Origin of the sequence: Lederbergia citrisecunda, from assembly GCF_018343695.1 — a bacterium.
GTDB classification, from domain to species: Bacteria; Bacillota; Bacilli; order Bacillales; family Bacillaceae_C; genus Lederbergia; species Lederbergia citrisecunda.
On record NZ_JAGYPJ010000001.1, the window covers coordinates 3,442,232 to 3,467,474 of the forward strand.

21 protein-coding genes and 1 pseudogene are annotated in these 25,243 nt (G+C 38.8%); 8 read left to right on the forward strand and 14 right to left on the reverse strand.

Features of this window, described 5'->3' with window-relative positions:
- Window positions 1–269: 269 nt before the first annotated feature.
- Entirely contained in the window at window positions 270–956 is a 687-nt protein-coding gene (locus KHA93_RS16705) for a response regulator transcription factor (RefSeq protein WP_213111774.1), read from the forward strand.
- Window positions 953–2,071 carry a sensor histidine kinase gene (locus KHA93_RS16710; RefSeq protein WP_213111775.1) on the forward strand — a complete coding sequence of 373 codons (1,119 nt, stop codon included), beginning with the start codon at window positions 953–955 and terminating at the stop codon, window positions 2,069–2,071. The genes KHA93_RS16705 and KHA93_RS16710 overlap by 4 nt, the downstream gene beginning before the upstream one ends.
- A 428-nt stretch (window positions 2,072–2,499) precedes the next feature.
- On the opposite strand, the gene KHA93_RS16715 is transcribed toward KHA93_RS16710, so the two are convergent.
- Together KHA93_RS16715 and KHA93_RS23660 are read right to left on the reverse strand one after the other, a co-directional pair.
- Window positions 2,500–2,847 (reverse strand): hypothetical protein, encoded by a 348-nt coding sequence (locus KHA93_RS16715; protein WP_213111776.1) that lies wholly within the window; start codon window positions 2,845–2,847, stop codon window positions 2,500–2,502.
- Window positions 2,848–3,486: 639 nt separating this feature from the next.
- Window positions 3,487–4,125, reverse strand: a complete 639-nt coding sequence (locus tag KHA93_RS23660; protein WP_285891556.1) for a hypothetical protein — start codon at window positions 4,123–4,125, stop codon at window positions 3,487–3,489.
- 104 nt (window positions 4,126–4,229) lie between these two features.
- On the opposite strand from KHA93_RS23660, the gene KHA93_RS16725 reads away from it, so the two are divergent.
- Window positions 4,230–5,512, forward strand: a protein-coding gene (locus KHA93_RS16725) for an IS3 family transposase (protein WP_233711205.1) whose coding sequence is annotated in 2 segments (ribosomal slippage) — window positions 4,230–4,611 and window positions 4,611–5,512 — 1,284 coding nt in all. Because the reading frame shifts where the segments join, the coding sequence is not laid out codon by codon here.
- 244 nt (window positions 5,513–5,756) lie between these two features.
- Here KHA93_RS16725 and KHA93_RS16730 read toward each other — a convergent pair.
- On the reverse strand, window positions 5,757–6,956 hold the full coding sequence (locus tag KHA93_RS16730) for an IS256 family transposase (RefSeq protein WP_213109032.1): 1,200 nt from the start codon (window positions 6,954–6,956) through the stop codon (window positions 5,757–5,759).
- Between the two features lie 1,814 nt (window positions 6,957–8,770).
- Between KHA93_RS16730 and ahpC the strand changes: the two genes are divergently transcribed.
- A complete protein-coding gene (gene ahpC / locus KHA93_RS16735) occupies window positions 8,771–9,340 on the forward strand; it encodes an alkyl hydroperoxide reductase subunit C (protein ID WP_213111777.1) in 570 nt (189 codons plus the stop codon).
- Between the two features lie 12 nt (window positions 9,341–9,352).
- The gene (ahpF, locus tag KHA93_RS16740; RefSeq protein ID WP_213111778.1) at window positions 9,353–10,882 is read left to right on the forward strand and encodes an alkyl hydroperoxide reductase subunit F; all 1,530 of its coding nucleotides are present in this window, start codon (window positions 9,353–9,355) and stop codon (window positions 10,880–10,882) included.
- A 428-nt stretch (window positions 10,883–11,310) separates the two neighbouring features.
- Here ahpF and KHA93_RS23335 read toward each other — a convergent pair whose 3' ends face one another.
- The 11 genes and pseudogenes from KHA93_RS23335 to KHA93_RS16790 form a co-directional block, all read right to left on the reverse strand.
- Window positions 11,311–11,730: a VOC family protein gene (locus KHA93_RS23335; RefSeq protein WP_349772359.1), complete on the reverse strand. Its 420-nt coding sequence runs from the start codon at window positions 11,728–11,730 to the stop codon at window positions 11,311–11,313.
- A 315-nt stretch (window positions 11,731–12,045) separates the two neighbouring features.
- Window positions 12,046–12,360, reverse strand: a pseudogene (locus KHA93_RS23340) (VOC family protein); the annotation flags it as partial.
- A 349-nt stretch (window positions 12,361–12,709) separates the two neighbouring features.
- On the reverse strand, window positions 12,710–13,243 hold the full coding sequence (locus KHA93_RS16750; protein ID WP_213111780.1) for a chromate transporter: 534 nt from the start codon (window positions 13,241–13,243) through the stop codon (window positions 12,710–12,712).
- Window positions 13,240–13,809 carry a chromate transporter gene (locus KHA93_RS16755; RefSeq protein ID WP_213111781.1) on the reverse strand — a complete coding sequence of 190 codons (570 nt, stop codon included), beginning with the start codon at window positions 13,807–13,809 and terminating at the stop codon, window positions 13,240–13,242. Before KHA93_RS16755 ends, KHA93_RS16750 begins: the two co-directional genes overlap by 4 nt.
- A 31-nt stretch (window positions 13,810–13,840) precedes the next feature.
- The gene (gene ggt / locus KHA93_RS16760; protein WP_213111782.1) at window positions 13,841–15,451 is read right to left on the reverse strand and encodes a gamma-glutamyltransferase; all 1,611 of its coding nucleotides are present in this window, start codon (window positions 15,449–15,451) and stop codon (window positions 13,841–13,843) included.
- A 59-nt stretch (window positions 15,452–15,510) separates the two neighbouring features.
- Window positions 15,511–16,521, reverse strand: a complete 1,011-nt coding sequence (locus tag KHA93_RS16765) for an ABC transporter ATP-binding protein (protein ID WP_213111783.1) — start codon at window positions 16,519–16,521, stop codon at window positions 15,511–15,513.
- Complete coding sequence (locus KHA93_RS16770) at window positions 16,460–17,524, reverse strand: ABC transporter ATP-binding protein (protein WP_213111784.1); 1,065 nt, start codon at window positions 17,522–17,524, stop codon at window positions 16,460–16,462. The genes KHA93_RS16765 and KHA93_RS16770 overlap by 62 nt, the downstream gene beginning before the upstream one ends.
- Window positions 17,525–17,554: 30 nt before the next feature.
- A complete protein-coding gene (locus tag KHA93_RS16775) occupies window positions 17,555–18,460 on the reverse strand; it encodes an ABC transporter permease (protein WP_213111785.1) in 906 nt (301 codons plus the stop codon).
- Window positions 18,460–19,464, reverse strand: coding sequence for an ABC transporter permease (locus tag KHA93_RS16780; protein ID WP_267917519.1), 1,005 nt, complete (start codon window positions 19,462–19,464; stop codon window positions 18,460–18,462). The genes KHA93_RS16775 and KHA93_RS16780 overlap by 1 nt, the downstream gene beginning before the upstream one ends.
- A 302-nt stretch (window positions 19,465–19,766) precedes the next feature.
- Window positions 19,767–21,314 carry an ABC transporter substrate-binding protein gene (locus KHA93_RS16785; RefSeq protein WP_213111786.1) on the reverse strand — a complete coding sequence of 516 codons (1,548 nt, stop codon included), beginning with the start codon at window positions 21,312–21,314 and terminating at the stop codon, window positions 19,767–19,769.
- Window positions 21,315–21,526: 212 nt separating this feature from the next.
- Window positions 21,527–22,201, reverse strand: a complete 675-nt coding sequence (locus KHA93_RS16790) for a FadR/GntR family transcriptional regulator (RefSeq protein WP_233711206.1) — start codon at window positions 22,199–22,201, stop codon at window positions 21,527–21,529.
- Between the two features lie 484 nt (window positions 22,202–22,685).
- On the opposite strand from KHA93_RS16790, the gene KHA93_RS16795 reads away from it, so the two are divergent.
- The 3 genes from KHA93_RS16795 to KHA93_RS16805 all read left to right on the forward strand — a co-directional run bounded on the left by KHA93_RS16795 (window position 22,686) and on the right by KHA93_RS16805 (window position 25,027).
- Window positions 22,686–23,135, forward strand: coding sequence for a hypothetical protein (locus KHA93_RS16795; RefSeq protein ID WP_213111787.1), 450 nt, complete (start codon window positions 22,686–22,688; stop codon window positions 23,133–23,135).
- The gene (locus KHA93_RS16800; RefSeq protein WP_213111788.1) at window positions 23,123–23,413 is read left to right on the forward strand and encodes a YxcD family protein; all 291 of its coding nucleotides are present in this window, start codon (window positions 23,123–23,125) and stop codon (window positions 23,411–23,413) included. Before KHA93_RS16795 ends, KHA93_RS16800 begins: the two co-directional genes overlap by 13 nt.
- Window positions 23,414–24,082: 669 nt before the next feature.
- Window positions 24,083–25,027: an aldo/keto reductase family protein gene (locus KHA93_RS16805; protein ID WP_213111789.1), complete on the forward strand. Its 945-nt coding sequence runs from the start codon at window positions 24,083–24,085 to the stop codon at window positions 25,025–25,027.
- Window positions 25,028–25,243: the final 216 nt, after the last annotated feature.

The following is a 25,243-nucleotide window of genomic DNA, read 5'->3' on the forward strand; positions in this document are numbered from 1 at the left end:
ATCGACATCGCACACAATTCAGCTCATTTCTTCCATTTTTATCATTACGTTTCCATGAAAACGATCCTCCCGTTCACTTATCTTTTCTTGTTCTACGCGGCTATTTCTCTCGTTTCACAGTCAGTTTAAACAATAAATGTCGAGAACTTATGCAGATCTTCCTCTTTTTGTAAGGACTTCTTCAAGAACAAGTTAAGTTGCAGTATAATTTTCTGTAAATGGTGTATTCTCGCGTTGGAAGCAGACTAAACTGGAAAGATGTGATTGGAATGGAAACGAAATTGTTGCTTGTGGAGGACGAACCAGGAATGCTTGAGGAAATGCACATCTATCTGCAACGTGAAGGGTTTCGGATATTGACCGCCTGTACCGGCAAGGAAGCGCTCACTATTGCCCAGTCTGAACGGCCTGATATCGTCGTGCTTGATTGGATGCTCCCCGAGAAGAGCGGCATCGACGTATGCCGCGAAATTAGGCAAAGCTCGCATTGCGGTATTATTATGGTCACTGCCCGATCGGATGAATCGGATAAAATCGTCGGTCTGGAAATCGGTGCGGACGATTATTTGACGAAGCCATTCAGTTTGCGCGAGCTCGCTTCACGCATCCGAGCTTTACTTCGACGCTTACGTGGTCCTGAAGACAGGTCGATGTTCTTGGAAAGAGACAACCTGACCATTTCCGAGGCTAAATGTCAGGTATTTAAGGACAGCCAGGAGATCCATCTGACACCAACGGAATTCAAAATTTTGTACACGTTGGCTGCACGTCCCGGAATGGTTTTCAGCCGCCTGCAATTATTAAAAACCGCACTCGCGGACGAATATATGGGGTATGAAAGAACGATGGATTCCCATATCCGGAATCTTCGCCGCAAGCTGGGAGACGATCCGGCCAATCCTCGTTATATTCAAACGGTATACGGTTTCGGTTACCGATTTGGTGAACAATCATGAAGTTGACGGTACGTCAAAAAATATTTGTCTTCACGGGACTGCTCGTTCTTATCCTCGGCTTCTCTCATATCCTTACCAATCAGTTATACATGGAGTCTTTGTTCGATCAATTTCGTAAGGAAGAAATCGACGCAGCTTATTTGAACGCACCGCCAGGGGAACAAATCGACATCTTGAAGACTTACTTTTTAGGTAAGATGCAGAAAATGTGGCTTGAAAAATGGGTATTATTCGTAGTAACCGGGCTGTTCTTCAGTTTATGGGTTTCGGGGGTGCTGACAATCCCGCTTAGAAAGCTCGTTGCCGCTATCGAACGCGTTGCACAGGGGGATCTGGAAGTAAATGTTCCTGTACAATCAAAAGACGAATACGGTAAAGTAATCCAGACATTCAACGATATGACACTTCGCCTCCGAGAAGCTGAGGACGCCCGCAGGAGGTTGGTAGCTGATGTCGCTCATGAGCTTCGAACTCCACTATCAATCATGCAGCTAAAATTAGAAAATGCTCAACAGACCGGTCAATACGTCCCTCCGGAAATGCTGCTTAGACTCCATGACGAAGTGATCCGCTTAAGCCTGCTTGTGGAAGATCTTCATGTCTTGTCGTTAGCTGAGGCGGGCCGTTTGGCATTGGACTGCAAACCGCTCGATCTGTCGGCAAGACTTGAACAAATCGTTGATGATGTGAAAATGGAGGCTGAGGAGAACGGGCTGGAAATGAGCTTCTATTCAAAAACGAAGCCTGTAACGGTGATGGCGGACGCTAGACGGATCACGCAGGTGTTCATCAATTTGTTGACTAATGCAATCCGCTACACGCCGGAAGGAGGAAAGGTTTCGGTTGTAATTGAAGACAAGGTCCAGGATCGGAATACGGTCTATACATGTGTCTCAGTGAAAGACACCGGCATCGGCATTCCAGCTAAAGAGCTTACCCACCTATTCGATCGTTTTTATCGCGTAGAAAAAGCCCGTTCGCGGCATACGGGCGGAACAGGGCTCGGATTATCGATCGCTCATCATCTTGTCAGAGCCCACGGCGGGTTCATCCGTGTCGAGAGTGAGCCTGATAAAGGTACGACATTTACCGTTTATTTGCCTTTAGTTAAATGATATTTAACAAAGGCTCTTTCTAAAATATTGTTGGTTCAAATATGTTTTGTTAAATGAACTAAAATGGGATTTTCTGTTGATCAAATACTGACATATGGGGAGCCTCTCGTTCTATAAAAATTTGAAACGTTAAAAATTGGTAGAAGGTTATTCAACGGGGCACGATTGTTGAAAAAGAAAAAGGGAAGAATGGTTTGAAGAGCTGATTAGGGTTCCGATTTTGCCTAGAAAACCAAATCCGCTCAGCTCCGACACTTTTTTACCTGCAGACCAGGTTGCTATCTGGATTTCTATGTGTAACAAATACCTTTTCTTGCATAACCCTTCCCCCTCAATCAGATTATTATGTACCATATATATGTACTCATTTTAGGTTAATACTTATTCAAGTCCTTACTTTGTTTCGAGTTATCTTGATATGCGTTGTCTCAATTACTAATTACCACATATCTGGTTAATATTATGAATATCAAGGCGATAAGGACTGTCACAGCGCCACCTAAAATCGACTCTCCCAGCATGAAGATACCGTATGTACCAAAAAGAATACTACCGACAATGACTAGCGTCTTCCCATTTTGTTTTCCACGGAAAAGCTGAATGGCACCAAGCAATACAAATAGATCTCCTACTGCATTGATGATGTATAAAAGAATCCCATGACCCTCTGTAAAAATCTGAGATACTGTGCTTGCGCTAAGCCCAAGTAAAGCAATTACAATAAATACAATACTAGTTACCTTAGCAGGGATCGAAATCAACCTCTTTTTATCCATTCGCGTCACATCCTCATTTTACATAGACATACTAATTGGGGCATGATATATAATATTTTTCCCATGTATTAATAACTTTTATATTCCCGAAAAATACTGAAAATTCCTTTTTGTTTCTTGCAAAAACTGTAACTTTTTTTATTTCTCATGCCTAACATCCTTCTAGGTAGGTCATCCAATATTCGATGATGGTACGGGTGTCCTGCCGCATTTTAAAAGGAAGGAACTAACGTGATCCTTCATTTCTCCTTTTATCACGGCATTTATATTGATTTGGCGTCAAATGATATAATTTTCATGTGAAACTGTAAGACTATTAAACTTATCATCATTAACCAATAGATATACCTTCTGGAATAGGGGGTTTTCTAATATGTATATCAATGATTGAAATTACAACCAGCTATAATAATTCAAATAATGTAGGCTATCGAAATTATGATTACATTCGATAGCCTTTTTACTTATGCTCGATAACATTGGGGTTTGGCTCCAAGTCATCCTAGTAGTCAGCGAACAACGCAAACGATTGGCGGTCAGGCACCATTATTCAGAATTTAACAGACGAACGGAACCATTTTCTTTTCCCGCAGCACTCAATACTTTGTTTTGATTATTTTCCACTTGTAAGACTTACATTCATTTTGACGTACATACTGCATATCCCCAGAAATATTGGTCTTGAGAGGAATTATTTTTTACATAAAATCCCCATCCTTCTATTTCACCTGCACCAGGAAAACTACTAATAATTTCGACAGCTGGATAACTAGTATTCGAATATCCACCGGAAATTACTTGTTCACCCTTATCACATAAAACCCAGTAATAACTAGAATGATTATTGGAAGCCCTAATATTGTTTTCATGTTTAATAAACTTTGGAGAAGAGGCTGTTCCCGGGGGCCCTTGAGGCCCTGGATCTCCTTTATCTCCTTTGGATCCTTGAGGCCCTACAGCCCCAGTTGCACCTTTTTCACCTATGGGTCCCTGAGGTCCTGCAGCCCCAGTTGCACCTTTATCTCCTTTGGATCCCTGAGGTCCTGCAGCTCCAGTTGCACCTTTGTCCCCCTTCGCTCCTTTATCTCCTTTGTTACCCTTCGGTCCTTGGATATTCAAAGTAATCTTCTTCTCATCTTTTTTGGGCGCTTCTCCTACATGTAACAGTCGAACAGAACCATTTTCTTTTACGGCGACACTTAATGTTTTGTTTTTACTAATGAAATTAAAATTAGAAGCCGCAACGGTTACGGCAACGCCAGAAATGAAAAAAAGCACTGTAATAATTAAACTGTACCCTATAGAGTAGACACTAAAAAAGGTCTGCCCTATAGGGTACTTTTTTGTATAATGAACAAAATGTGGAATCGGAGAAAAATAAAATGACAAAAAAACACTTTTCAGAGAAAGAAATAAAATTACTTTCTAATAATCCATATGCTAAATCTGTTAGTTCAAAGGGTATTACTTATTCAGATGAATTTAAAAGAATATTGATAGCTGAAACAGAGAATGGCAAGACACCTAGACAGGTTTTTGAAGATCATGGTTTTGACGTTGAACTGATTGGAATAGTCAGAGTTCATAAGGCTGCCTATAGATGGAGAAAAGCATTTAAAGAATCTGGGGTATTTGGTCTTCAGGATGCACGTACAACGAATTCTGGGAGACCGTCTGAAAAGGAACTTTCACTAGAAGAAAAAAATGCAAAGTTAGAGGCTCAGATTCACCTTCTTCGTGCGGAGAACGAGTTGTTAAAAAAGCTAGACATGATGGAAAGGGGAGTGAAGATAAACAAGTAAAGGTTTCTGCTGAACAGAAGTTTCTTTTAATTCACTCAGTGATTGAAGAGTACGAACTTAAAAATATGGTTGGTTATTTGTGCGAGCTTTCACAGGTTTCACGATCAGGTTACTATAAATATTTCTCTGTAGAATCAAAGGAAATAAGAAATCGACGAGAGAAGAAAGATTTAGTACTAAAAGATATTATTTTAAAGGCTTTTCATTATAAACGCCGTACTAAAGGCGCCCGACAGATTAAAATGACCTTAGAAAAGCAGTTTAATATTACATACAACTTAAAGCTAATACGAAGAATCATGAGGAAATATAATATTGTATGTCCTATTAGAAGAGCTAATCCTTATAAGAAAATGTTAAAGGCTACCCAGGAACACTCCATATTGCCCAATTTACTAAATAGAGAGTTCAAACAAGATATTCCAGGTAAAGTGCTGCTTACAGACATCACTTATCTTTATTATGGAAAGAATCAAAAGGCTTATTTATCCACTATTTTAGACGGGTCAACGAATGAAATAGTGGCCTATAACGTATCCGATAAACTTACATTGGATCTAGCTACGGATACATTAGTAAAGTTAAAAAATAATAGAAAAATAGAGTTTGCTGAAGGAGCTTTTATTCATTCGGATCAGGGCGGACATTACACTAGTCCTACTTTTCAAAAACAAGTTAAGCAACTGGGGCTAAAGCAATCGATGTCAAGAAGGGGAAACTGTTGGGATAATGCACCACAAGAATCTTTTTTTGGACATCTTAAGGATGAAGCTACTATAAAGACATGTAGTTCTTTAGATGAACTTAAAAAGGAAATAAGAAGTTATATGACTTATCACAATAATTTTAGGGGATCTGCGTAAAATCTTGTGTAAGTAGTATTCTATAATCTTCGCAAGGCAAGAAATAATAGGTATGAAAAAATACAATCTGGCAAAACTATTATTGCCTTTTACCATAAAACAGGATAGGGCAATGCAGAAGTGCAACCCGAGCGATTTTATGGTTTTTACACTAAAACGGACGGACTTGATCTGTCCGTTTTTTCATCCGTTTTAGGGAAAACAAATGCGTTAAACTTCAGGGGTTTGGGGACAGAGTCCCCAATTATGATGTTTGATTTAAAATCTCAAGTTGGCTCAAGATTATATCCCAATTACGATAACGCATCTTCCATTTTTTTGTAATATTTTGAGATGCCAAATAGAGCATTTTCCTTAAGCTATCATCATTAGGGAAAATGGATTTTGTTTTGGTCACTTTTCTAAATTGACGATGTAACCCTTCTATTACATTCGTAGTATATATTATTTTCCTAATTTCGGGCGGATATGCAAAAAAGGTAGCTAAAATATCCCAATTTTCTTCCCATGATTTAACTGCAGTTGGATACTCTTTACCCCATTTTTCTTTAAATTCTTTGAGCCTTTCCATACCCGATTCTTCGTTAATTGAAGTATAGATTAGCTTTAAATCAGCGACAAATTCCTTTAAGTGTTTATAAGAAACATATTTAGTACTTGAACGTATCTGGTGAATGATACAACGTTGAATTCCAGCGAAAGGATACACGGCTTGTATGGCTTCTCTGAATCCTGTAAGCCCATCTACACAGAAAAGATTAACCGTTTTAACGCCTCTCGTTTTCAAATCGTTCAACACACCTAACCAAAACTTACTACTTTCATTTCCCCCAACCCAGATGCCTAATATTTCTTTATAACCTTCATTGTTAATACCCAATACCACATAGGCCGCCTTCGAGACAATTTGGTGATTATCCCGAATTTTATAATGAATGGCATCCATGAAAATAAAAGGATAATAGGCTTCAAGTGGACGGCTTTGCCACTCATTTACTTGTGGCATAATCTTTTCGCTAATCTTACTAACTAGCTCTGAGGAAATCTCAATATTATAGAGATCCTTGACTTGTTCCTTGATATCTCTGGTAGACATACCATGTGCGTAAAGAGAAAGAATTTTCTCTTCCAGCCCGTCCACATTTCTTTGGTATTTATCCAAAATTTGTGGCTCATACGAGCCATTTCTATCTCTAGGAACGTTTATTTCAACTTCGCCAAATTGCGTTTTTAGTTTCCGTTTTGTTGAACCATTTCGATAGTTATTAGGTCCATCACTCCGACGTTGGTGCTTTTCATAACCCAACTGCTCATCAATTTCGCATTTGAGCACTTCCTCCAAGACATTGGAAAACATCTCCTTGATCGTTTCCATAATTTGATCGGTACTAGTGAACTTTTGTTCCTTTACCATTTCTTTGATTAATTCCTTTGGTAATTTCATGACGAAAAATCCTCCTTGGCAAAATTAGTTATCCTAATTCTCGCCAAGGAGGATTGATTTGAAACCTATTTACACAACTTTTTCCGCACCGTCATTTTAGGTATCAATGGAATTTAAAGAAGATGACTCCTGTTGAATACAGAAATCATCTTCTCCAAGTTGCATAACCTTTTTCTAATGTCCTTTACAAAGGGTACAGTTTAAATTGACACTGCCACCGATCTTTTTATCAATAAAATCACCTCTTAACTTTGTGAAATGACACTAGGACTAAAGATATAACTCTAATGACTTGGACCATGAAACAAAAACTTGCATTAAGAATAAAAGCTTGGATGCCCCGTCTAAAGAAGAGGTTCCTTTTACTGAGGGCATGGCCCAGTAAAAGGGCAGTTTTAATGTTTATAGTTGTTGCCTACTAACGAGACTACGTCTTCTTGCATAAACCTTCCTCCTCCATCAGATCATTTTGTTACACATATATAGGAGTACAAATTTAAGATTAACAACAATCCAATTAGAATTACTCAATAGTCCTTCCCTATTTTTCCAGCAAAAAATGTGTGTCGTTTTTGATAATGAAAAACCCATCGCTATAAAATGTTCTTTTAAATCAATCTTTTAATAACCAGCTATATTTGAGGAAATTAGATTAAAGGAGTTTATCTACAGACGACGAATATTTAAGTCAGGGAGAAGATATATAAATAAGGAGTTAATGGATATGGAAGAGATCATACGAACGTGCAGGTTAATGAAAATAGAACAACTAACATCATCACCTGTTTTTTCATTCATATGCAGTTCGATTTGGAATTGACACTTCAAAGGAAGTTAGGATTTTAAGGTCTGAACTTAAAGAAATTAAAATACAAATTAAAGAATAAAAAAAAGATAACATAGGTCATTTTCTTCTTAAACGGTCTGTTATCTGCAGTATGATTTTCCACCGTATTTAAAGGTTTTAATAGAATTATTAGTTCTTGAAGGGAGTAACACCGTCATGCAGCGGATAAAATTTATGATAAAAGGGTTTCTGAATGAACCTTTGTGGTTCAAACTACTAATCTCTATAACTTTCCTTGCTTCAATTATTTTAAGCAGTTCATTTTTTTCAAATCATTATTTGCAAAGTTGCTCCAAATTAGCAGCGGCAATCTTTTTTTGTGCTTATGGTATTAAAATGAGGAGGAGCTTTAGAACAGCTTTAATCTTATTTGCTTGTTCGGTTATATGTATTTATCTATCTGTCATCGCTATATATTAGTTTTTGTTTGGTACAAACCGTGCTGACCTTATTGTTGAACTAGAAGAGAACGAAATAGAATTCCTTATATGGTAATAACTCTCCGAATTGGAGTGTTATTTTTTTTATCCATCAATTCATCTGTTTGCACTTGGTGATCGCTACGCCAGTACTTGCCCAGAAAAGAGCGCAACTGTTGAATAATGAATCCCAATTGCTCATAACCACTAATTGAGAAATGATAGTAGTAATTGAAAGTATAAATTTTACCACCAAAACAATTTATACCACCATTTTTCAATTCCCCACTATATGAAAGACACAGTATCTTATAGCCATAATTACTACAGGTATCAATTTTCAATGCTAATTCAATAAATCATCATAAAGTTGAGTGGATTTGTTGACAAAAAATTATTTCTATATAACAATAGATATATAATTAGAATTATTATAGTTAGATAATAATAGTTAACGGCGAATTAATATTATTGTAGTTTAAGCTACATGTCCTAAACGATCTAACTATCTATTAGTTCTAAAAAACACATCAGGAGGAAGATTCATTATGTCTCTAATCGGAAAAGAAATACTACCATTTAAAGCTTCAGCTTACGATGCAGGAAGCGGTGACTTTATCCAGGTTACCCACGAAAGCTTGAAAGGACAGTGGAGTGTTGTTTGCTTTTATCCAGCAGACTTTACATTCGTTTGCCCTACTGAGCTTGAGGACCTTCAAAATCAATACGCAACTCTTAAAAGCCTTGGAGTTGAAGTTTTCTCCGTTTCAACGGATACTCATTTTACTCATAAAGCATGGCACGATCACTCAGATGCTATTAGCAAAATCGAATATGTTATGATTGGTGACCCTTCACAAACTATTTCTCGCAACTTCGACGTTCTGGACGAAGAAGAAGGACTTGCACAACGTGGTACATTCATCATTGATCCAGACGGAGTAGTACAAGCGGCTGAAATCAATGCAGACGGCATCGGACGTGATGCAAGTATTCTAGTTAACAAAATTAAAGCAGCACAATATGTCCGCAACAATCCAGGTGAAGTTTGCCCAGCAAAATGGCAAGAAGGATCCGAAACACTTAAGCCAAGCCTAGACCTTGTTGGAAAAATATAAGGAGTGCGATCCATGTTACTAGATGCAGATATAAAAGCACAATTAGCCCAATATCTTCAAATGATGGAGGGCGATGTGCTACTAAAAGTTAGTGCCGGTTCCGATAAGGTATCTCGCGACATGGTGGCTCTAGTGGACGAATTGGCCACCATGTCATCCATTATTAAAGTTGAGAACACACAGTTAGAGAGAACACCGAGCTTTAGTGTAAATCGTATCGGCGAAGACACTGGGATCACTTTTGCTGGTATCCCACTTGGACACGAATTTACTTCATTAGTGCTCGCTCTTTTACAAGTAAGCGGAAGGGCTCCGAAAGTCGATCAGAGAGTCATTGATCAAATTAAAAGCATTGAGGGAGAATTCCGTTTTGAATCCTACATTAGCTTAAGTTGTCAAAACTGTCCTGATGTTGTACAAGCACTAAACTTGATGAGTGTTCTTAACCCAGGTATTTCGCATACAATGATTGATGGTGCGGCTTTTAAAGAAGAGGTTGAAAGTAAAGACATCATGGCGGTACCGACTGTGTTCCTAAACGGAGAGTCTTTCTCTAGCGGCCGTATGTCACTGGAAGAATTACTCGGCAAGATGGGTAGTGCTCCTGATGCATCAGAATTCGCAGATAAAGATCCATTTGATGTCCTTGTAGTTGGAGGCGGACCAGCTGGAGCAAGTGCAGCAATCTATGCAGCACGTAAAGGAATTCGTACAGGTATTGTGGCTGAACGCTTTGGTGGTCAAATTTTGGACACAGCAGCTATTGAAAACTTCATCAGTGTAAAACACACTGAAGGTCCGAAACTCGCTGCAAGTCTTGAGGAACATGTGAAAGAATACAACGTTGATGTGATGAATTTACAGCGTGCCAAACGTTTAGAAAAGAAGGACTTCATCGAAATTGAACTGGAAAACGGTGCTGTTCTAAAGAGCAAAACCGTCATCCTTTCAACAGGGGCTCGTTGGCGTAATGTTGGTGTACCTGGTGAAGCTGAATTTAAAAACAAAGGTGTCGCTTACTGCCCTCACTGTGATGGTCCGTTGTTTGAAGGAAAACACGTAGCCGTTATTGGCGGCGGTAATTCCGGTATTGAGGCAGCAATTGATCTCGCAGGAATTGTGAAACATGTAACAGTTCTTGAATTTATGCCAGAATTGAAAGCTGATTCTGTACTACAAGATCGCCTTTACAGCCTGCCTAATGTAACGGTTCTAAAGAATGTTCAAACAAAAGAAATTACCGGAACCGACAAAGTAAACGGTATTACCTACGTTGATCGTGATACAGGCGCAGAACATCATATTGAATTAGCAGGCGTATTTGTGCAGATTGGCCTTGTTCCAAATACGGAATGGCTAGGAGAAACGATTGATCGTACTAGAATGGGTGAGATCGTTGTAGACAAGCGCGGAGCTACTACCATCCCTGGTATATTTGCAGCAGGCGACTGTACAGATAGCGCATATAAACAAATAATCATTTCAATGGGCTCTGGTGCTACTGCAGCTCTAGGTGCATTTGATTATCTTATTCGAAATTAATTTAGAAAAGCGCAAGGCGCCCGCCTATCGGCGACAAGCAAATGTTCTGAGACGCAAAAAGTCGTTCTTTGACTTTTAGCGGCTCAGGTTATTTGACCTCGAGCCGATGGTGCCTGAAGCTAGACAGCAAAAGCCTTAGTTAAAAATTTCAAACTTAAAAAAACTTATACTTTCTTAACTTAGAATAAATTGAGCCTCTTGTATGTTAAACAAGGGGCTCAATTTTTTAGCTGTTGCTTAACAAATTTTAATAACTTAAAAGAATTGAAGTGCCAGTAACAACCGCAATCTTATTAAAATATCACCTTCTGCAAAAAGTAATATTACATTTATCAATGTTGAAACGATAAATAATGATTCATTTTCATAGAAAATTATGCAGTTCGCGAACAGTTTTAGGAACTGACCGCTAACATATTTTCACTATATCAAATACCTACTGTATTCATTAATACTACTCGATATCCATCCGGGTCCTCTATCGTAATCCCGCCGCGATCCCAATATGGATTTTCTGAAGGCACTTGACGGTAGCCCATTTTGATTAATCTATTCGCAATTTCATTTTTCTTAAAAGTATCCGCCACATAGAAGACTAGCAAATGATCTTCCGGTGGCCGTGGGATAGAACTTCCATTTTCATGTTGGGTAAATTCCAAATGGTATGTTAAATCTGGCAAACCAAACATTACCCCTCCATACCCTTCATGCTTGCTGAACTCACCCACTTTTTCAAGTCCTAATCCTTCACCATAAAACTCTATTATTCTTTCGAGTTGATTGGTTGGTCTTGCGACTCGAAATTGCACTGCAGGAACTGATGATGACCATTCTTTTCGTACGGTTATTTTATAAGGCAGTGTCGGATGATTCAAATGTGTATCCTTATTACCACTTACTACTAGTTTAATAGGATGAATTTCCGCAGGGCGGTTCGTTGGATACCAGTTCCTTCCCGTTTTTACTAATACACCTACCCCATCATCGTTGCCAAAAAAGGAAAACAAATCATTGTTTGTTTCAAATTGATTGTCCATATAGGGTGATAGAAAATCACGCAGCTCATAAATATTTTGGCTAGGAATCCCAACTTCACCTACATCATACCAACCATATGGCTCTAAATCACCGTGGCTGAAAGGGCGTTCCAAAATTTCTAAGATATTACCGTCCGGATCATAAAAATAAGCTTGTTTCCCCTGCCAATACATACTTATTTCTCCATCTTCATTGGATAGGAGTAAATCTTCCTTTTTTAAACGATTGAATATTTCATCAAAAAAAGCAGCTCCTAACCGGAAACAAACATGGTAGTATGGCTGAAAATCACTTTTATCAAAATAAACTCTTGTAGTCCCTGCCAGAACAGCAAAACTATTTTCACCTTCATAAACAAGTTCCATTTGTAAAAGCTTTGTATAAAACTCCTTCATTTTTTCCATGTGAAAAGCGTTTAGTTGTACACGATAAATTTTCATGATATTCCCCCTCAATCTCTATAATCAGGCACACTATATACGGAATGCCTTATATTACTTATTTTCCTTCTCTTTTTTTGCTTTCTTTGCTAACTAAATATTCCTTGAATAACGATGCTTTCTTTCCAGTTCTTCTTGAAAATAACATATTGAGCCGTCAACTTTATATTTTTTAGTTATCATAAACACGATTGGATGTTGTTTCATTTCAGCTTTATATTATTTTGTTTTCTATAGCATATATTAATCTTTATTAGAAAAATCCGAATCCGCACATTGATTGAAATTATTTCAAACTTTAGTTGTAAAAAACGGCCACCACTAGCATATAGTGGTGACCGGTATAAACCTATAAAAAAACAGCTCCATACACAAGCGCTCCTGCAATAACATAGGCGGGATGCACCTTCCATTTTTCTAGTAAAAGTAGGCTCACGACTGCGATGATGATGGTTTGCACATATCCGGAACCTTTTAATGAGACGGAACTTGTAAAGAAACTTATCGTCATGACGCCAAGGAGAACGGCAATCGCTGGTCTCACAAGGAGGGTCATTTTTTTTACTTGTGGTGAATCTTTATATTTTAATAATAGGCCAAGTAAGGCAATCATTAAGATGAGTGAAGGCGCAACGGTTGCGAACAAGGCAACGGCTGCACCGGGGATGCCTGCTTGCTGATAACCGATATAGCCAGCCATTTTTGTTGCAATTGGACCTGGAAGAGCATTTCCAAGGGCAAGCATTTCACTAAATTCATGAACGGTTAGCCAATGATACCGGCCGACTACTTCGTTTTCGATCAATGGTATTGAAGATGGACCTCCGCCGTAGCCAAGTATTCCTGGTATGAAAAAGGCTAAGAAAATCTGCCAGTAGATCATGCTTGGACTCCCTTCTCTTGCTTTTCCTTCCGTTTCTTACCACCCGAAATAAGTGCTGTAGCAAGCAAGGCAGCAATTAATATCGCCGGATGGATGCCGAGCAGTTCAATAATGATGACACTAACTACAAGGATAAGCACGGTACCTATTAACCCAAGGGATTTTTTTGATTTTACGATAAAGTCCCAAGTTAAAACGGCCATCATGACACCGGCCACAGGTAAAACAGCTCTCGACATACCCGAAACCCATGGTTTGTCTTTATGTGCGCTCAATAATGAAAGAAATAATATCATGAGGACAACCGTCGGGACGGAGGTGGCAAATAATGCATTTAACATTCCGGTGAATCCGCCGACACGCCAGCCTATATATCCTGCCATTTTTGTATTAATTGGACCAGGAAGAGCGTTGGCAAGTGCAAGTACGTCGGAAAATTCTTCATCACTCATCCATTTATAAGTGATTACTACTTCTCGATGAACAAGAGGGATGGCGGACGGACCGCCGCCAAACCCTAACATACCTGATCGGAAAAAAGCGATAAATATATCTACTTGTTTCATTTAATCAACTACCTTCATTGCAAAAATGTCATTACCAAACGGCAATAGATCCGTCTGTACGCGACTCGGTTCCGCCCATAAGGACACCCGTTTCAGGGTTTCGCCAAATGATTTGCCCACGACCGAAACCACCTGTATCAACAGCAATTTGTATGTCATGACCTTTTCTTACGAGTGCTTGGGCGATATGGTTTGGAAACCCTGGTTCAAGAACGACTTTTTTCCCTTCCATCCACTGCCAACGTGGCGCATCCAGTGCTGCTTGCGGATTTAAATGGAAATCTATTGTATTGGTAACCACTTGGAAATGACCTTGTGGCTGCATATATCCGCCCATAACTCCGAATGGGCCTACCGCTTCGCCATCTTTCGTTAAGAAACCTGGAATAATCGTATGATATGTTTTCTTTCCTGGTTTTAAATAGTTCGGATGGTTCTCATCTAGTGAAAAATCATGGCCGCGGTTTTGCAGTGCAATCCCGGTTTCCGGAACAACGATACCTGAACCGAAGCCCATATAGTTACTCTGAATAAAGGAAACCATATTTCCGTCGCCATCCGCAGCAGCTAAATAAACCGTACCACCTTTAGGCAATTCAAATGGTGTCGGCTCACATGCAACATCGCTAATTTGCTTGCGGCGTTCTTCCGCATATTGTTCAGATAACAATACTTCAGCACTTAAAGGCATATCCGCTGGCTCTGTGACGAATGCTTTTCCATCGGTGAAAGCAAGCTTCATTGCTTCGATTTGTTTATGGTATGTATCTGCATTCTCTTTTTCAGTAAACTGGAAGCCTTCAGCAATTTTCAATGCCATTAAAGCAACGATTCCTTGACCGTTCGGAGGAATTTCCCATACGTCATACCCGCGGTAATTTGTTGAAATTGGCTCAACCCACTCAGGTTTGTATGTAGCTAAATCTTCTTTGGATAAAAAACCACCATGCTTTTGCACATAATCCGCTATTTTTTCCGCGAGCTCACCTTTGTAAAAACTTTCCGCATTTGTTTCAGCGATCGCGCGTAACGTTGCTGCATGGCCCGGTGATTTCCACATTTCCCCGATTTCAGGCGCACGTCCTTCCGGTGCAAAAGTGTCAAACCACGGCTTGTACTCATCACCAGTAAAGATTTCTTTAAATTTATTGTAAGCAATTTTCCAAAACTTCCCTAGAATTGGAGAAATCGGATAGCCTTCTTCTGCATAGCGAATCGCTGGCTCAAGAACTTCACTTAATGGTAATTTACCGTATTTTTTAGATAGTTCAGCCCATGCACCAGGTACTCCCGGAACTGTAATTGGAACGACACCGTGAACAGGCATTTTTTCATGTCCTTGCTCTTTCAACGCTTCTGCTGAAATGGCTTGTGGAGCAGGACCGCTCGCATTCAACCCGTGTAATTTGCCGTTTGTCCAAACGAGTGCAAACGCATCGCCGCCGATTCCGTTCGATGTCGGCTCAACAACTGTAAGGGCTGCTGCAGTTGCGATTGCTGCGTCAATCGCATTTCCGCCCTTTTTCAAAATTTCCATACCTGCTTCTGCAGCAAGAGGTTGGGAAGTCGCAACCATTCCTTTTCTAGCAAACACCGAATTTCGCTGCGCCAAATACGGCTGATATAAATGATCAAGCTTCATCAACTTGCACTCCTTAAAAGTATTTTTCTACTCTATTATATTTATAGAATTATAGGTAATCATACTCCCGCATAATGGCAGGCGACAAAATGTCCTTTCTCTGCTTCCCTAAACTCCGGCATTTCCATTTTACATTTATCCGTCGCTAAAGGGCAACGTGTATGGAAACAACAACCTGTAGGAATATCGAGTGGGCTAGGAACGTCCCCTTTTAAGATCACCCGCTGCTTTTTTCCTTCGGTCGTTACTTCTGGAATCGCGGAAAATAACGCTTTTGTATATGGATGAAGTGGATTTTCATACATCATATGCTTATTTGAAAGTTCCATCATTTTGCCTAAGTACATGACTCCAACTCGGTCACTTATATGTTTTACAACAGATAAATCATGCGAGATGAAAATATACGTTAAATGATAGTCGTTCTTTAATTTTTGCAATAAGTTTAATACTTGGGCTTGAACGGAAACATCCAATGCAGAAACTGCTTCATCACACACAATTAGTTTCGGCTGAACGGCGAGCGCCCTAGCAATGCTAATCCTTTGTCTTTGTCCGCCACTGAATTCATGGGGATAGCGCCAGTAATGCTCGGGATTTAAACCAACATCTTGTAAAAGCTGTTGAATATACTTTAGCTCCTCTTTTTTCGGAACAATTTTATGCACTCTAACAATTTCACTTAACATGGAACCAACGGTCATTCTTTGGTTCAATGAGCCAAATGGGTCCTGGAAGATAATTTGAATATCTTTTCGTAGCTCCCTAATTTGTTTGGCATTAAATTTACTAATATCTTTTCCTTGAAACAATACTTGTCCTTCTGTCGGCTTTTGGAGCTGAAGGATCGCTCTTCCCATCGTTGATTTTCCACAGCCGGATTCACCAACGATTCCTAGCGTCTCACCTTCATTGACGTAAAAAGATAAATCATCAACAGCTTTGACATATTTTTTATTTTTGTTTAAAAAACCAGTTCCACCCGTGGAAAAGTATTTTTTTAACCCTTTAACTTCCAGTAGGGGCTGCTGCTGCTGCTGCTGCTGCTGTTGTTTCTCTTTGGCTAACATTACCTGCTTCACCTCCGTGATTCGTCATCTTTTCCCACTCATCTGTATACATCCAACAACTTACTTTATGCCCTTCCTCACCGACTAACTCCGGTAATTTTTCAAAACATGCTGGAGCAGCAAATTTACATCTCGTGGAAAAACGGCATCCTTTCGGCATATTTTCAGGGCTTGGAACAGATCCTTTAATAATTGGCAGTTCATCTTGTTCTTCATTTAATTTAGGAATCGATTCAATCAATCCTTGTGTATACGGATGTTTCGGTTTTTTAAACAATGTTTTTACGTCACTGTATTCAACGACCTTGCCTGCATACATAACCAATACTCGGTCGGCAATCTCTGACACGACGCCTAAATCATGAGTAATCATCATGATGGACATATCGAGTTCTGTTTTTAAGCGGTCCATTAGTTCAAGGATTTGCGCTTGAATCGTTACGTCTAAAGCGGTTGTCGGCTCATCGGCAATTAAAAGCTTCGGGTTACACGTAAGCGCCATTGCGATCATGACGCGCTGACGCATCCCACCACTCATTTCATGCGGATAGTTATCAATCCTTTTTTCTGGTGCGGGAATTCCTACGAGACGAAGCATATCGATCGCTTTCTCACGCGCTTCTTTTTTCCCGACCTTTTGATGGATTCTTACGACTTCTTCTATTTGCTTTCCAACGGTTTGAACGGGATTTAATGATGTCATCGGTTCTTGGAAAATCATCGAGATTTCTTTCCCGCGAATTTTACTCATTTCCTTTTGGTTCTTTGTCGACAAGTCTTCTCCGTTAAATAAAATTTGACCTTCACTAATTTGTCCCGTCTTTGGCAAAAGTCCCATAATCGATAAAGATGTTAAACTTTTACCGCAGCCAGATTCACCAACAATACAGAGGGTTTCTCCCTTTTTCACTGTAAAATCAACACCGTTTAGTATCGTTGTAAATCCTTTTTTACTTTTAAACCCGACATGTAAATTTTTCACTTCAAGTTGGGTAGTAGTCATATGAGCACTCCTATCTAACACTTCGTACAATTATTTTAATTTCGGATCTAACATATCTCGAATGCCGTCACCAAATAAATTGATCGACATAACTGTAAGGAATATAAAGACACCTGGGAAAAGCGCCATCCATGGAGCAAGCTCTAAATAACCTTGGCCAGCAGCGAGCATCGACCCCCAGCTTGGTGTTGGCGGCTGCGTACCGAGACCGAGATAACTTAAAGAGGCTTCAGAAATAATGGCTCCGGCAATTGCTAATGTTGCTTGAACCATGATGGGTGCCATCGTGTTCGGTAAAATATGATGTAATAATATTCTCCAATCTCTTAATCCCGTTGCCCGGCCCGCTTCTACATATTCACGTTCACGATGGGCAAGAACTTCCGCTCGAATCAAGCGGATAAAGTTCGGTGTCAATACGATCCCGATTGCAATCATTGCATTCTTAAGTCCTGCTCCTAAAACAGCGGCAAGTGATAGTGCCAAAACAAGTGGCGGGAAGGCTAGCATCGCATCTGTAATCCGCATAATCACATATTCGTCCCAAAAACCGCGATAATACCCGGATATCAATCCGATTGGAATTCCAACTGCAAGGGCGATACCAACTGAAATTAACCCAGCTTGCAGAGAAACTTTTGCACCGTATATAACTCTACTAAAAATATCTCTTCCAAGTTCATCTGTTCCAAACCAATGATCCGCACTTGGAGGACTCATAATCAATTCATAGTTTTGTTCGGTTGGTTCATATGGAGCAATATATTGAGAAAATAGCGCCATAAAAATAAGTAAAAAAGTAAAAATACCACCGACAACCGCTAATTTATTTTGAAACAACCGGCCCATCATGGTCTTAAACATTTTTACCCGGGGGTTTTCAACTTTTCCTTGGATTTGTATTTCTTGATTTTTCACAGTAAGATTTTGCGCCATTATTTTGTCCCCCCAGTCAGCTTAATTCTTGGATCTAGGATGGAATATGCAATATCTACTAAAAAGTTAATAATGATAACTGCAAAAGCCATAAACATAACCGCCCCTTGAACTACTGGGAAATCCCGAGAAAGAATCGATTTTACAATTAATTGCCCGATTCCTGGTACAGCGAAAATCGTCTCTGTAATGACAGCTCCACCTAAAAATGTTGCCATTTGCAAACCACTAACCGTGATTACTGGTATTAAGGCATTTTTTAAAGCATGTTTGAAGATGACAGCACCTTCTAACAATCCTTTTGCATAACCTGTACGAATATAGTCGGCATGTAAAACTTCCAATAAACTCGAACGTAGCATCCGCGTTAATTCAGCAGAGAGGCGAATACCAATGGTGATGGCTGGTAAGATCATGAGCGTCAGACTTCTTACAAAATCTTCTTTCATCGAAACATAACCTGAAGGCGGCAGCCATCCTAATGTCACTGCAAAAATATAAATTAATAGAATTCCGAGCCAGAATGGTGGCAACGAAACCCCTGAAAGCGCAAAGAAAGTACCTGAGTAATCCCAAAGCGTTCCTTTTCTCGTTGCACTAATAATACCTGCTGGTAAAGCAATCAAGAGGGCAATGATAAATGACATGATTGTGAGTTGAAGGGTAACGGGAATTTTTGCGATTAAAATATCCGCCACAGCCGTATTATCTTTGACAGAATTTCCGAAATCACCTTGGATTAGATTTGAAATCCAATGAAAATATTGAACTACTAAAGGATCATTTAATCCCATTTCCACTCGTAAAGCTTCCAATGCTTCAGGTGTAGCTTCCTGGCCGAGAATAAGCCTTGCCGGATCACCTGGCAATACATTTACTAAAGAAAATATCATAATACTTACTAAAAATAAGATGACGAACATGAGACCAATTCTTCGAATCAAAAACGAAAACACCTCTACACCTCCATTTTCAAATGGGATAAAGTGTTGCACAAAGCGCAACACTTTATCCGTTTTTTCTTATTCAAAGGCTCTTTTCTCAAATATTGTTCCTATTTCATATAAATTTTTATAATAAGAGATTGTTTGAACCTCAAAAATGAATCATTCTGCTGAGAAAAGAGCTACCAATTTCATAAGAGCAGCTATACTTCATTGTTAGGTGTAAAAGCCGGCTTTTGGGCTTTTACATAACAACAAACTTAACGAAGACAGCTTATTCAAAGCTCTTTTCTCAAACATTGTTGCTATTTCATATAAATTTTAATAATAAGAGATTGATTTGAACCTGCTGAGAAAACAGCTTATTCAAAATACATTGTTTCTGTACGAATCATCGTATCTGAAATATGATTAAATCCTTTTACATTTTTCTTCATCGCTTTATAGTCTTTTTCGTGATATAGGAAAATGTATGGAGCATCTTCAAATAAGATTTCAGATACTTCTTTATATAATTTCGCACGTTCTTCTTGATCAGAATTAATTCTTGCGTTTGTTAACAACTCGTCTACTTTCGCGTCAGAATAGAAAGATTTGTTCAGTGGAGCATCCGTATAGAACCATGAATAAATGTTTCCATCCGGGTCAGTACGTCCACTCCACCCAAGACGAAGGGCAGTAAATTCTCCATTGTCTTGTTGTTCAAGCAATGTTCCGAATTCAACCATTTCAATCTCCATGTCAATGTCAGCAGCTTTTAGCATTGACTGCAGCATTTGAGCGATTTGTTGTTCTTCAGGCTTTGGAGTAATTTTTAATGTAAAGCTAACTTTTCCGACACCAGATTCTTTCAGTAATGCTTTCGCTTTTTCAACATCTACTTTAGGGACTTCCATATCTGGACTTGCCCAACTTGATGATGGGAAAGCACTGATTGCAGGGACAGCACCACCATGGAAAACTACTTTTGTAATGGCTTCACGGTCAATCGCATAGTTAAGTGCTTGACGAACTTTTTTATTATCAAATGGTGCAACTTTCGTATTTAGCTGGATCCCTTGGAACATGAGGGAGTCTTTTTCTAATAAAGTAATATTTTCATTATTACGTAAATCTTCCAAATCTTTGTAAGCTACTTTATTAATAATATCTAAATCACCTGAAACAAGATTCGTTACGCGTACATCTGCATCAGAAAATGGTTTGATGACGATTTTTTTAATTTTCGGTTCCTCGCGCCAGTAATCTTCGAATCTTGTTAAGTTAATATGACTTTGTGTTACTCTTTCCTCCAGTTGATATGGACCTGTTCCAACTGGTTTATTTGCAAAATCCTTACCTGATTCTTTGACTGCAGTTGGGGAAACCATCATTCCAGCACGATCAGTAAGTGCTGCTAAAAATGGTGCATATGGTTCTTTCAGTTTAATTTCTATTTCATAATCGCCTTTTACATTTACTTCTGAAACTGAGGCAATCTCGGATTTTCTTGGAGATCCCATATCTGGATCTAACATCCGCTCAAAATTAAATTTTACTGCTTCTGCATTGAACGGTGTGCCATCGTGAAAGACGACGTTTTCTTGTAATTTAAATGTATACGTTTTTCCTTCATCAGTGATTTTCCATTCTTTTGCAAGTTCAGGGATAATGTCTAAATTCTCATCCACATCTACAAGTTTGTTGTACAAACTTTGGAATGTTTGACGGTCTACCGCTGCTGATGACATATGTGGGTCTAGTTGGGGTGGATCATCGTCAAGCCCAATGACTAATGTATCTTTTGACTCTAACTTCGTTTTCGATCCTGATGTTTTCGTTTCTTTGCTTCCTGTTGAAGCATCATTTCCGCAAGCTGTAGTGATAATTGCGAAAATTGAAACTACAAATAATAAAAGTAATTTCTTCATTTTCTTCCTCCAAAAATATGTTTTATTTAAGCTCTTTTCTCAAACATTGTTGATATTTCATATAAATTTTTTAATAAGTGATTGATTTGCATCTCAAATATGAAACATTCTGCTGAGAAAAGAGCTACTACCTTCATAAGAACAGCTAAACAACCCTTATGAAAACAGCCTTTATTTATGTAAAAAAACGATTAAGATTTCGATAGTAGTTCTTAATTTCCAATATCTTCATACCTTTTACTTACTTCTATCAAGTGTTCCTTCATCGCTTCTTTAGCATCTTCTTCATTGCCATTTTTGATGGCTTCGAAAATCTTCCAATGGTGATCTAAACTAATATGTTTCTTTTCTACCTTTAACATTTCAAGTTTAAAGGAATGGAGTAAATCAGAAATATATTCATACACCTTCACTAAAATGCTATTTTGCGTGGACGTTACAATGGCTTTATGGAAAAGCTCGTCAGGCTTTAATGTTGGTTGATCACATTCGATCGCTTTCCTATGCATGTCCAATGCTTTTTCCATCTTCATTAAATCCTGCTCTGTTGCCTTTTCCGCGGCTTTCCCGGCAATGGCCATTTCGAGCATTAATCGAAATTCCAATAATTCCTTTGATAAGTTTGTATCCATTAAAGCAGAAACGACATAAGAATCGACCAAATGATTTAATTCGGTCGTTTTCACGAATACACCGATTCCCATCCTTTTTTCTAATACACCCATATCAACAAGTGTGCTTAAAGCCTCTCTTACAGATGATCTTCCAACACTGAGGATTTCCGTTAATTCCCTTTCAGAAGGCAATTTATCACCTATCTGATATTTTCCATTTTTAATTTCTTGCGTAATATAATCTGTTACAAGCGTACTGACCTTTTCCGCCAACTTTCGTCCACCTCCTATAGGGAATTATCTTGTCTTACCTGTCTGACAGGTACTACTAAAAAAAAGAAAAAGGATACAACTGTCAGTCACTGAAAAAATACATGGATTATTCTGACTATTTAATGTGCAAGAACAAATGGAAACTACCGGCTTCACACTTCGCAAAAACCATACCACTTTAATAGTTTTTAAGTCTATATGATAACCTACCTAAAATCAAGCATTATTTTTAAAAAATAAAGATAAATCGAAACCATTCGACAAAAATCGAGTGGTGGTTGTTGAATGCCATTCAATAAATTTCGGGGGGGGGGTAACAGGCGCTTGTCCAGCTACAGCTCATATAGTTAAATTGTCAACTTAGAAATAGTAAGAAATTGGTCACATGAAAAAGTGAAACTTACTATGCTTTACATCGTATAATTAAGAATGGTGGAGAAAAGATACTCACTCATCCAAGATACATACACGGAGGGAATTGTAATTGAAAAAACTACTAGCAGCTTTACTTGCGACAGTGCTTCTATTATCACCTGTTGGAAGCTTCGTTTTCCAAGATCATTCAACGACTGTCGAGGCAAAAGGTTACAAGTCAGGTAAGAAAAGTTTTAATATGAATAATAGTAAGGTCAACAACAATTCGAATTTCCAGAAGAAAAAGCAAGAATCGAATACAACAAATAATAAATCTACGACAACTACCAATAACAAAGGCGGTTTGATGTCAGGTGGTCTTATGAAAGGCCTTATGTTTGGTGGACTAGCTGGACTTTTATTTGGTGGTCTATTTGCAAACATGGGGGAATTAGGTTCAATTCTCGGATTTATCATCAATATTGCGGCCATTATGATTTTAATCTCAGTCATTCGTAAAATTTTCGCCTTTTTCAATGAAAAAAAGAAAAAAGAGGATATTAATCCATGGAGAGGCTAATCATTTCTGAGCAAGATATTATCAACGCCGTTTGCGTTTATGTTTCTCGCAAAAAGCAAGTCAAGCCCGAAGAGGTTGAAGTAGAACTGATGTATGACGATGATTACGGCTTTTCTGCGGAAGCTTTTGTAGACGGCCGAAAGCAAGTGCTCATTACCGCAAACTTAATCGAAGCTCTCCGGTTATGGCTTGATGAATTTATGAACGAAGACCCATACGCCGGAATCGAGCTCCAGTTAGATGATGAAGAAGGAATTATAGCTTTAATAAATAACTAAACAAAAGCTCTCCATATACGACAAAATCCGAGGAGTGACAGGCACGCCCCGAATTTTGTAATATGATTATTGTAATTTTAGGCTGGTGTTGGGGTTCGTTATTGTTCCATAATAAGAGGCTGTCCAAGTGTTAACTTTTGGACAGCCTCTTATTTCTCCTTCTTTATCGTGCCAGCACGCCTTGTTAGATTTGAAGCATAAAAATCACGTCATATGAGACTCCATTTTTCGTACTTGCATTTAGTATACTACTGATGTATTTTCTAGTGAAATGGGGGATGACCCTAATGTCCCTAATGAATATCAAAATTAACAAGAGAGAAAAAACGGTTTGCACTACGGAATGAACCGACGGTCAGCATGTAAGGGTGCGGGCTTATTTTTTTTCAGTTTATGGAGCATTTCTAGGGTTCCGCTTTGCATCATGTTCAACTAACTATTCGCTCCAGTGAAAACAAAATGCAAACCTACTGGTACACCGCAAGATGGCGCAGTAACTCCAGTAACATCACCATATGTAATCACTATTGAATAACGAATCCTACACAAAACACTCCTCTCTTAGAGAGATTGTAAATTCGTAGATTGTAAGAGTGATTAGTTGACAGAATTAATGTTTTGTTAAATGATAGATACAAAATATTCAGAAAGATGAAAGGAGTTAACGAAATGAAATATCGCCGATTAGGACGTTCAGGTTTAAAAGTAAGCGAAATCAGTTTAGGCAGTTGGCTCACCTATGGTAAATCGGTTGAGGATAATACGGCCGAAAAGACAATCCATAAAGCGTATGAACTTGGAATAAACTTTTTTGATTCCGCCAACGTGTATGAGCGTGGTGAAGCTGAAAAAGTAATGGGTAAGGCTTTGAAGGAGTATCCGCGTGAATCTTACGTGATCACGACGAAAGCGTTTGGACCGATGGGAGATGGACCAAATGACCGCGGTCTTTCCCGTAAACACATCTTCGAGCAAGTACATAACAGCCTCAAACGGTTAGATTTAGATTATGTCGATGTCTTTTATTGCCACAGGTACGATAAAGAAACTCCCGTTGATGAAACATTGCGCGTCATTGACGACCTCATTCGCCAAGGAAAAATCCTCTATGCAGGAGTCAGTGAGTGGAGTGCAGCCCAAATTGAAGAAGCAGTTGGAATCGCAGATAAATATTTACTCGATCGCATCGTTGTGAATCAGCCACTTTATAATATGTTGAGTCGCAATATTGAAAAAGAAGTCATTCCTGTTTCTGAAAAATACGGTATTTCCCAAGTTGTCTACTCACCGCTCGGTCAAGGAATGTTGACTGGAAAATATAAGAGTGGAAGTGTTCCAGAAGATAGTCGTGCTGCCAATGATGAAATCAATTCTTCTGTCACAAATTATTTTAGCGAAACCAATTTTGCTAAAGTTGAAAAATTAGCTGCAATCGCAAAAGAAATCGACACAACCCTTCCTGCCTTAGCCCTCGCATGGGTATTGAGACAGCCGAATGTTGCAAGCGCACTTGTAGGAGCAAGCCGTCCGGAACAAATTGAAGCAAATGTTGAGGGTGCGAAGTTAGAACTTTCAGCGGATGTAGTTGAAAAAATAGAAAACATTTTAGCTTGAGTGCTTGAAGCTCCTAACTCTGGATAGAGTACGGGAGCTTTTTTATATAAACGTCTTTTTGCCACTTTTGACGCAGATTTAATTCAGAAAATTTAGATGAGGCTAAGTAATTTCTTGCAGACTTTGGTATTATATTTATCAAAAGATATCTTATAGGAAAAAATACATATAACAGGGGTTCAATATGGCAGGATATTTTTCTAAATATAACATAGC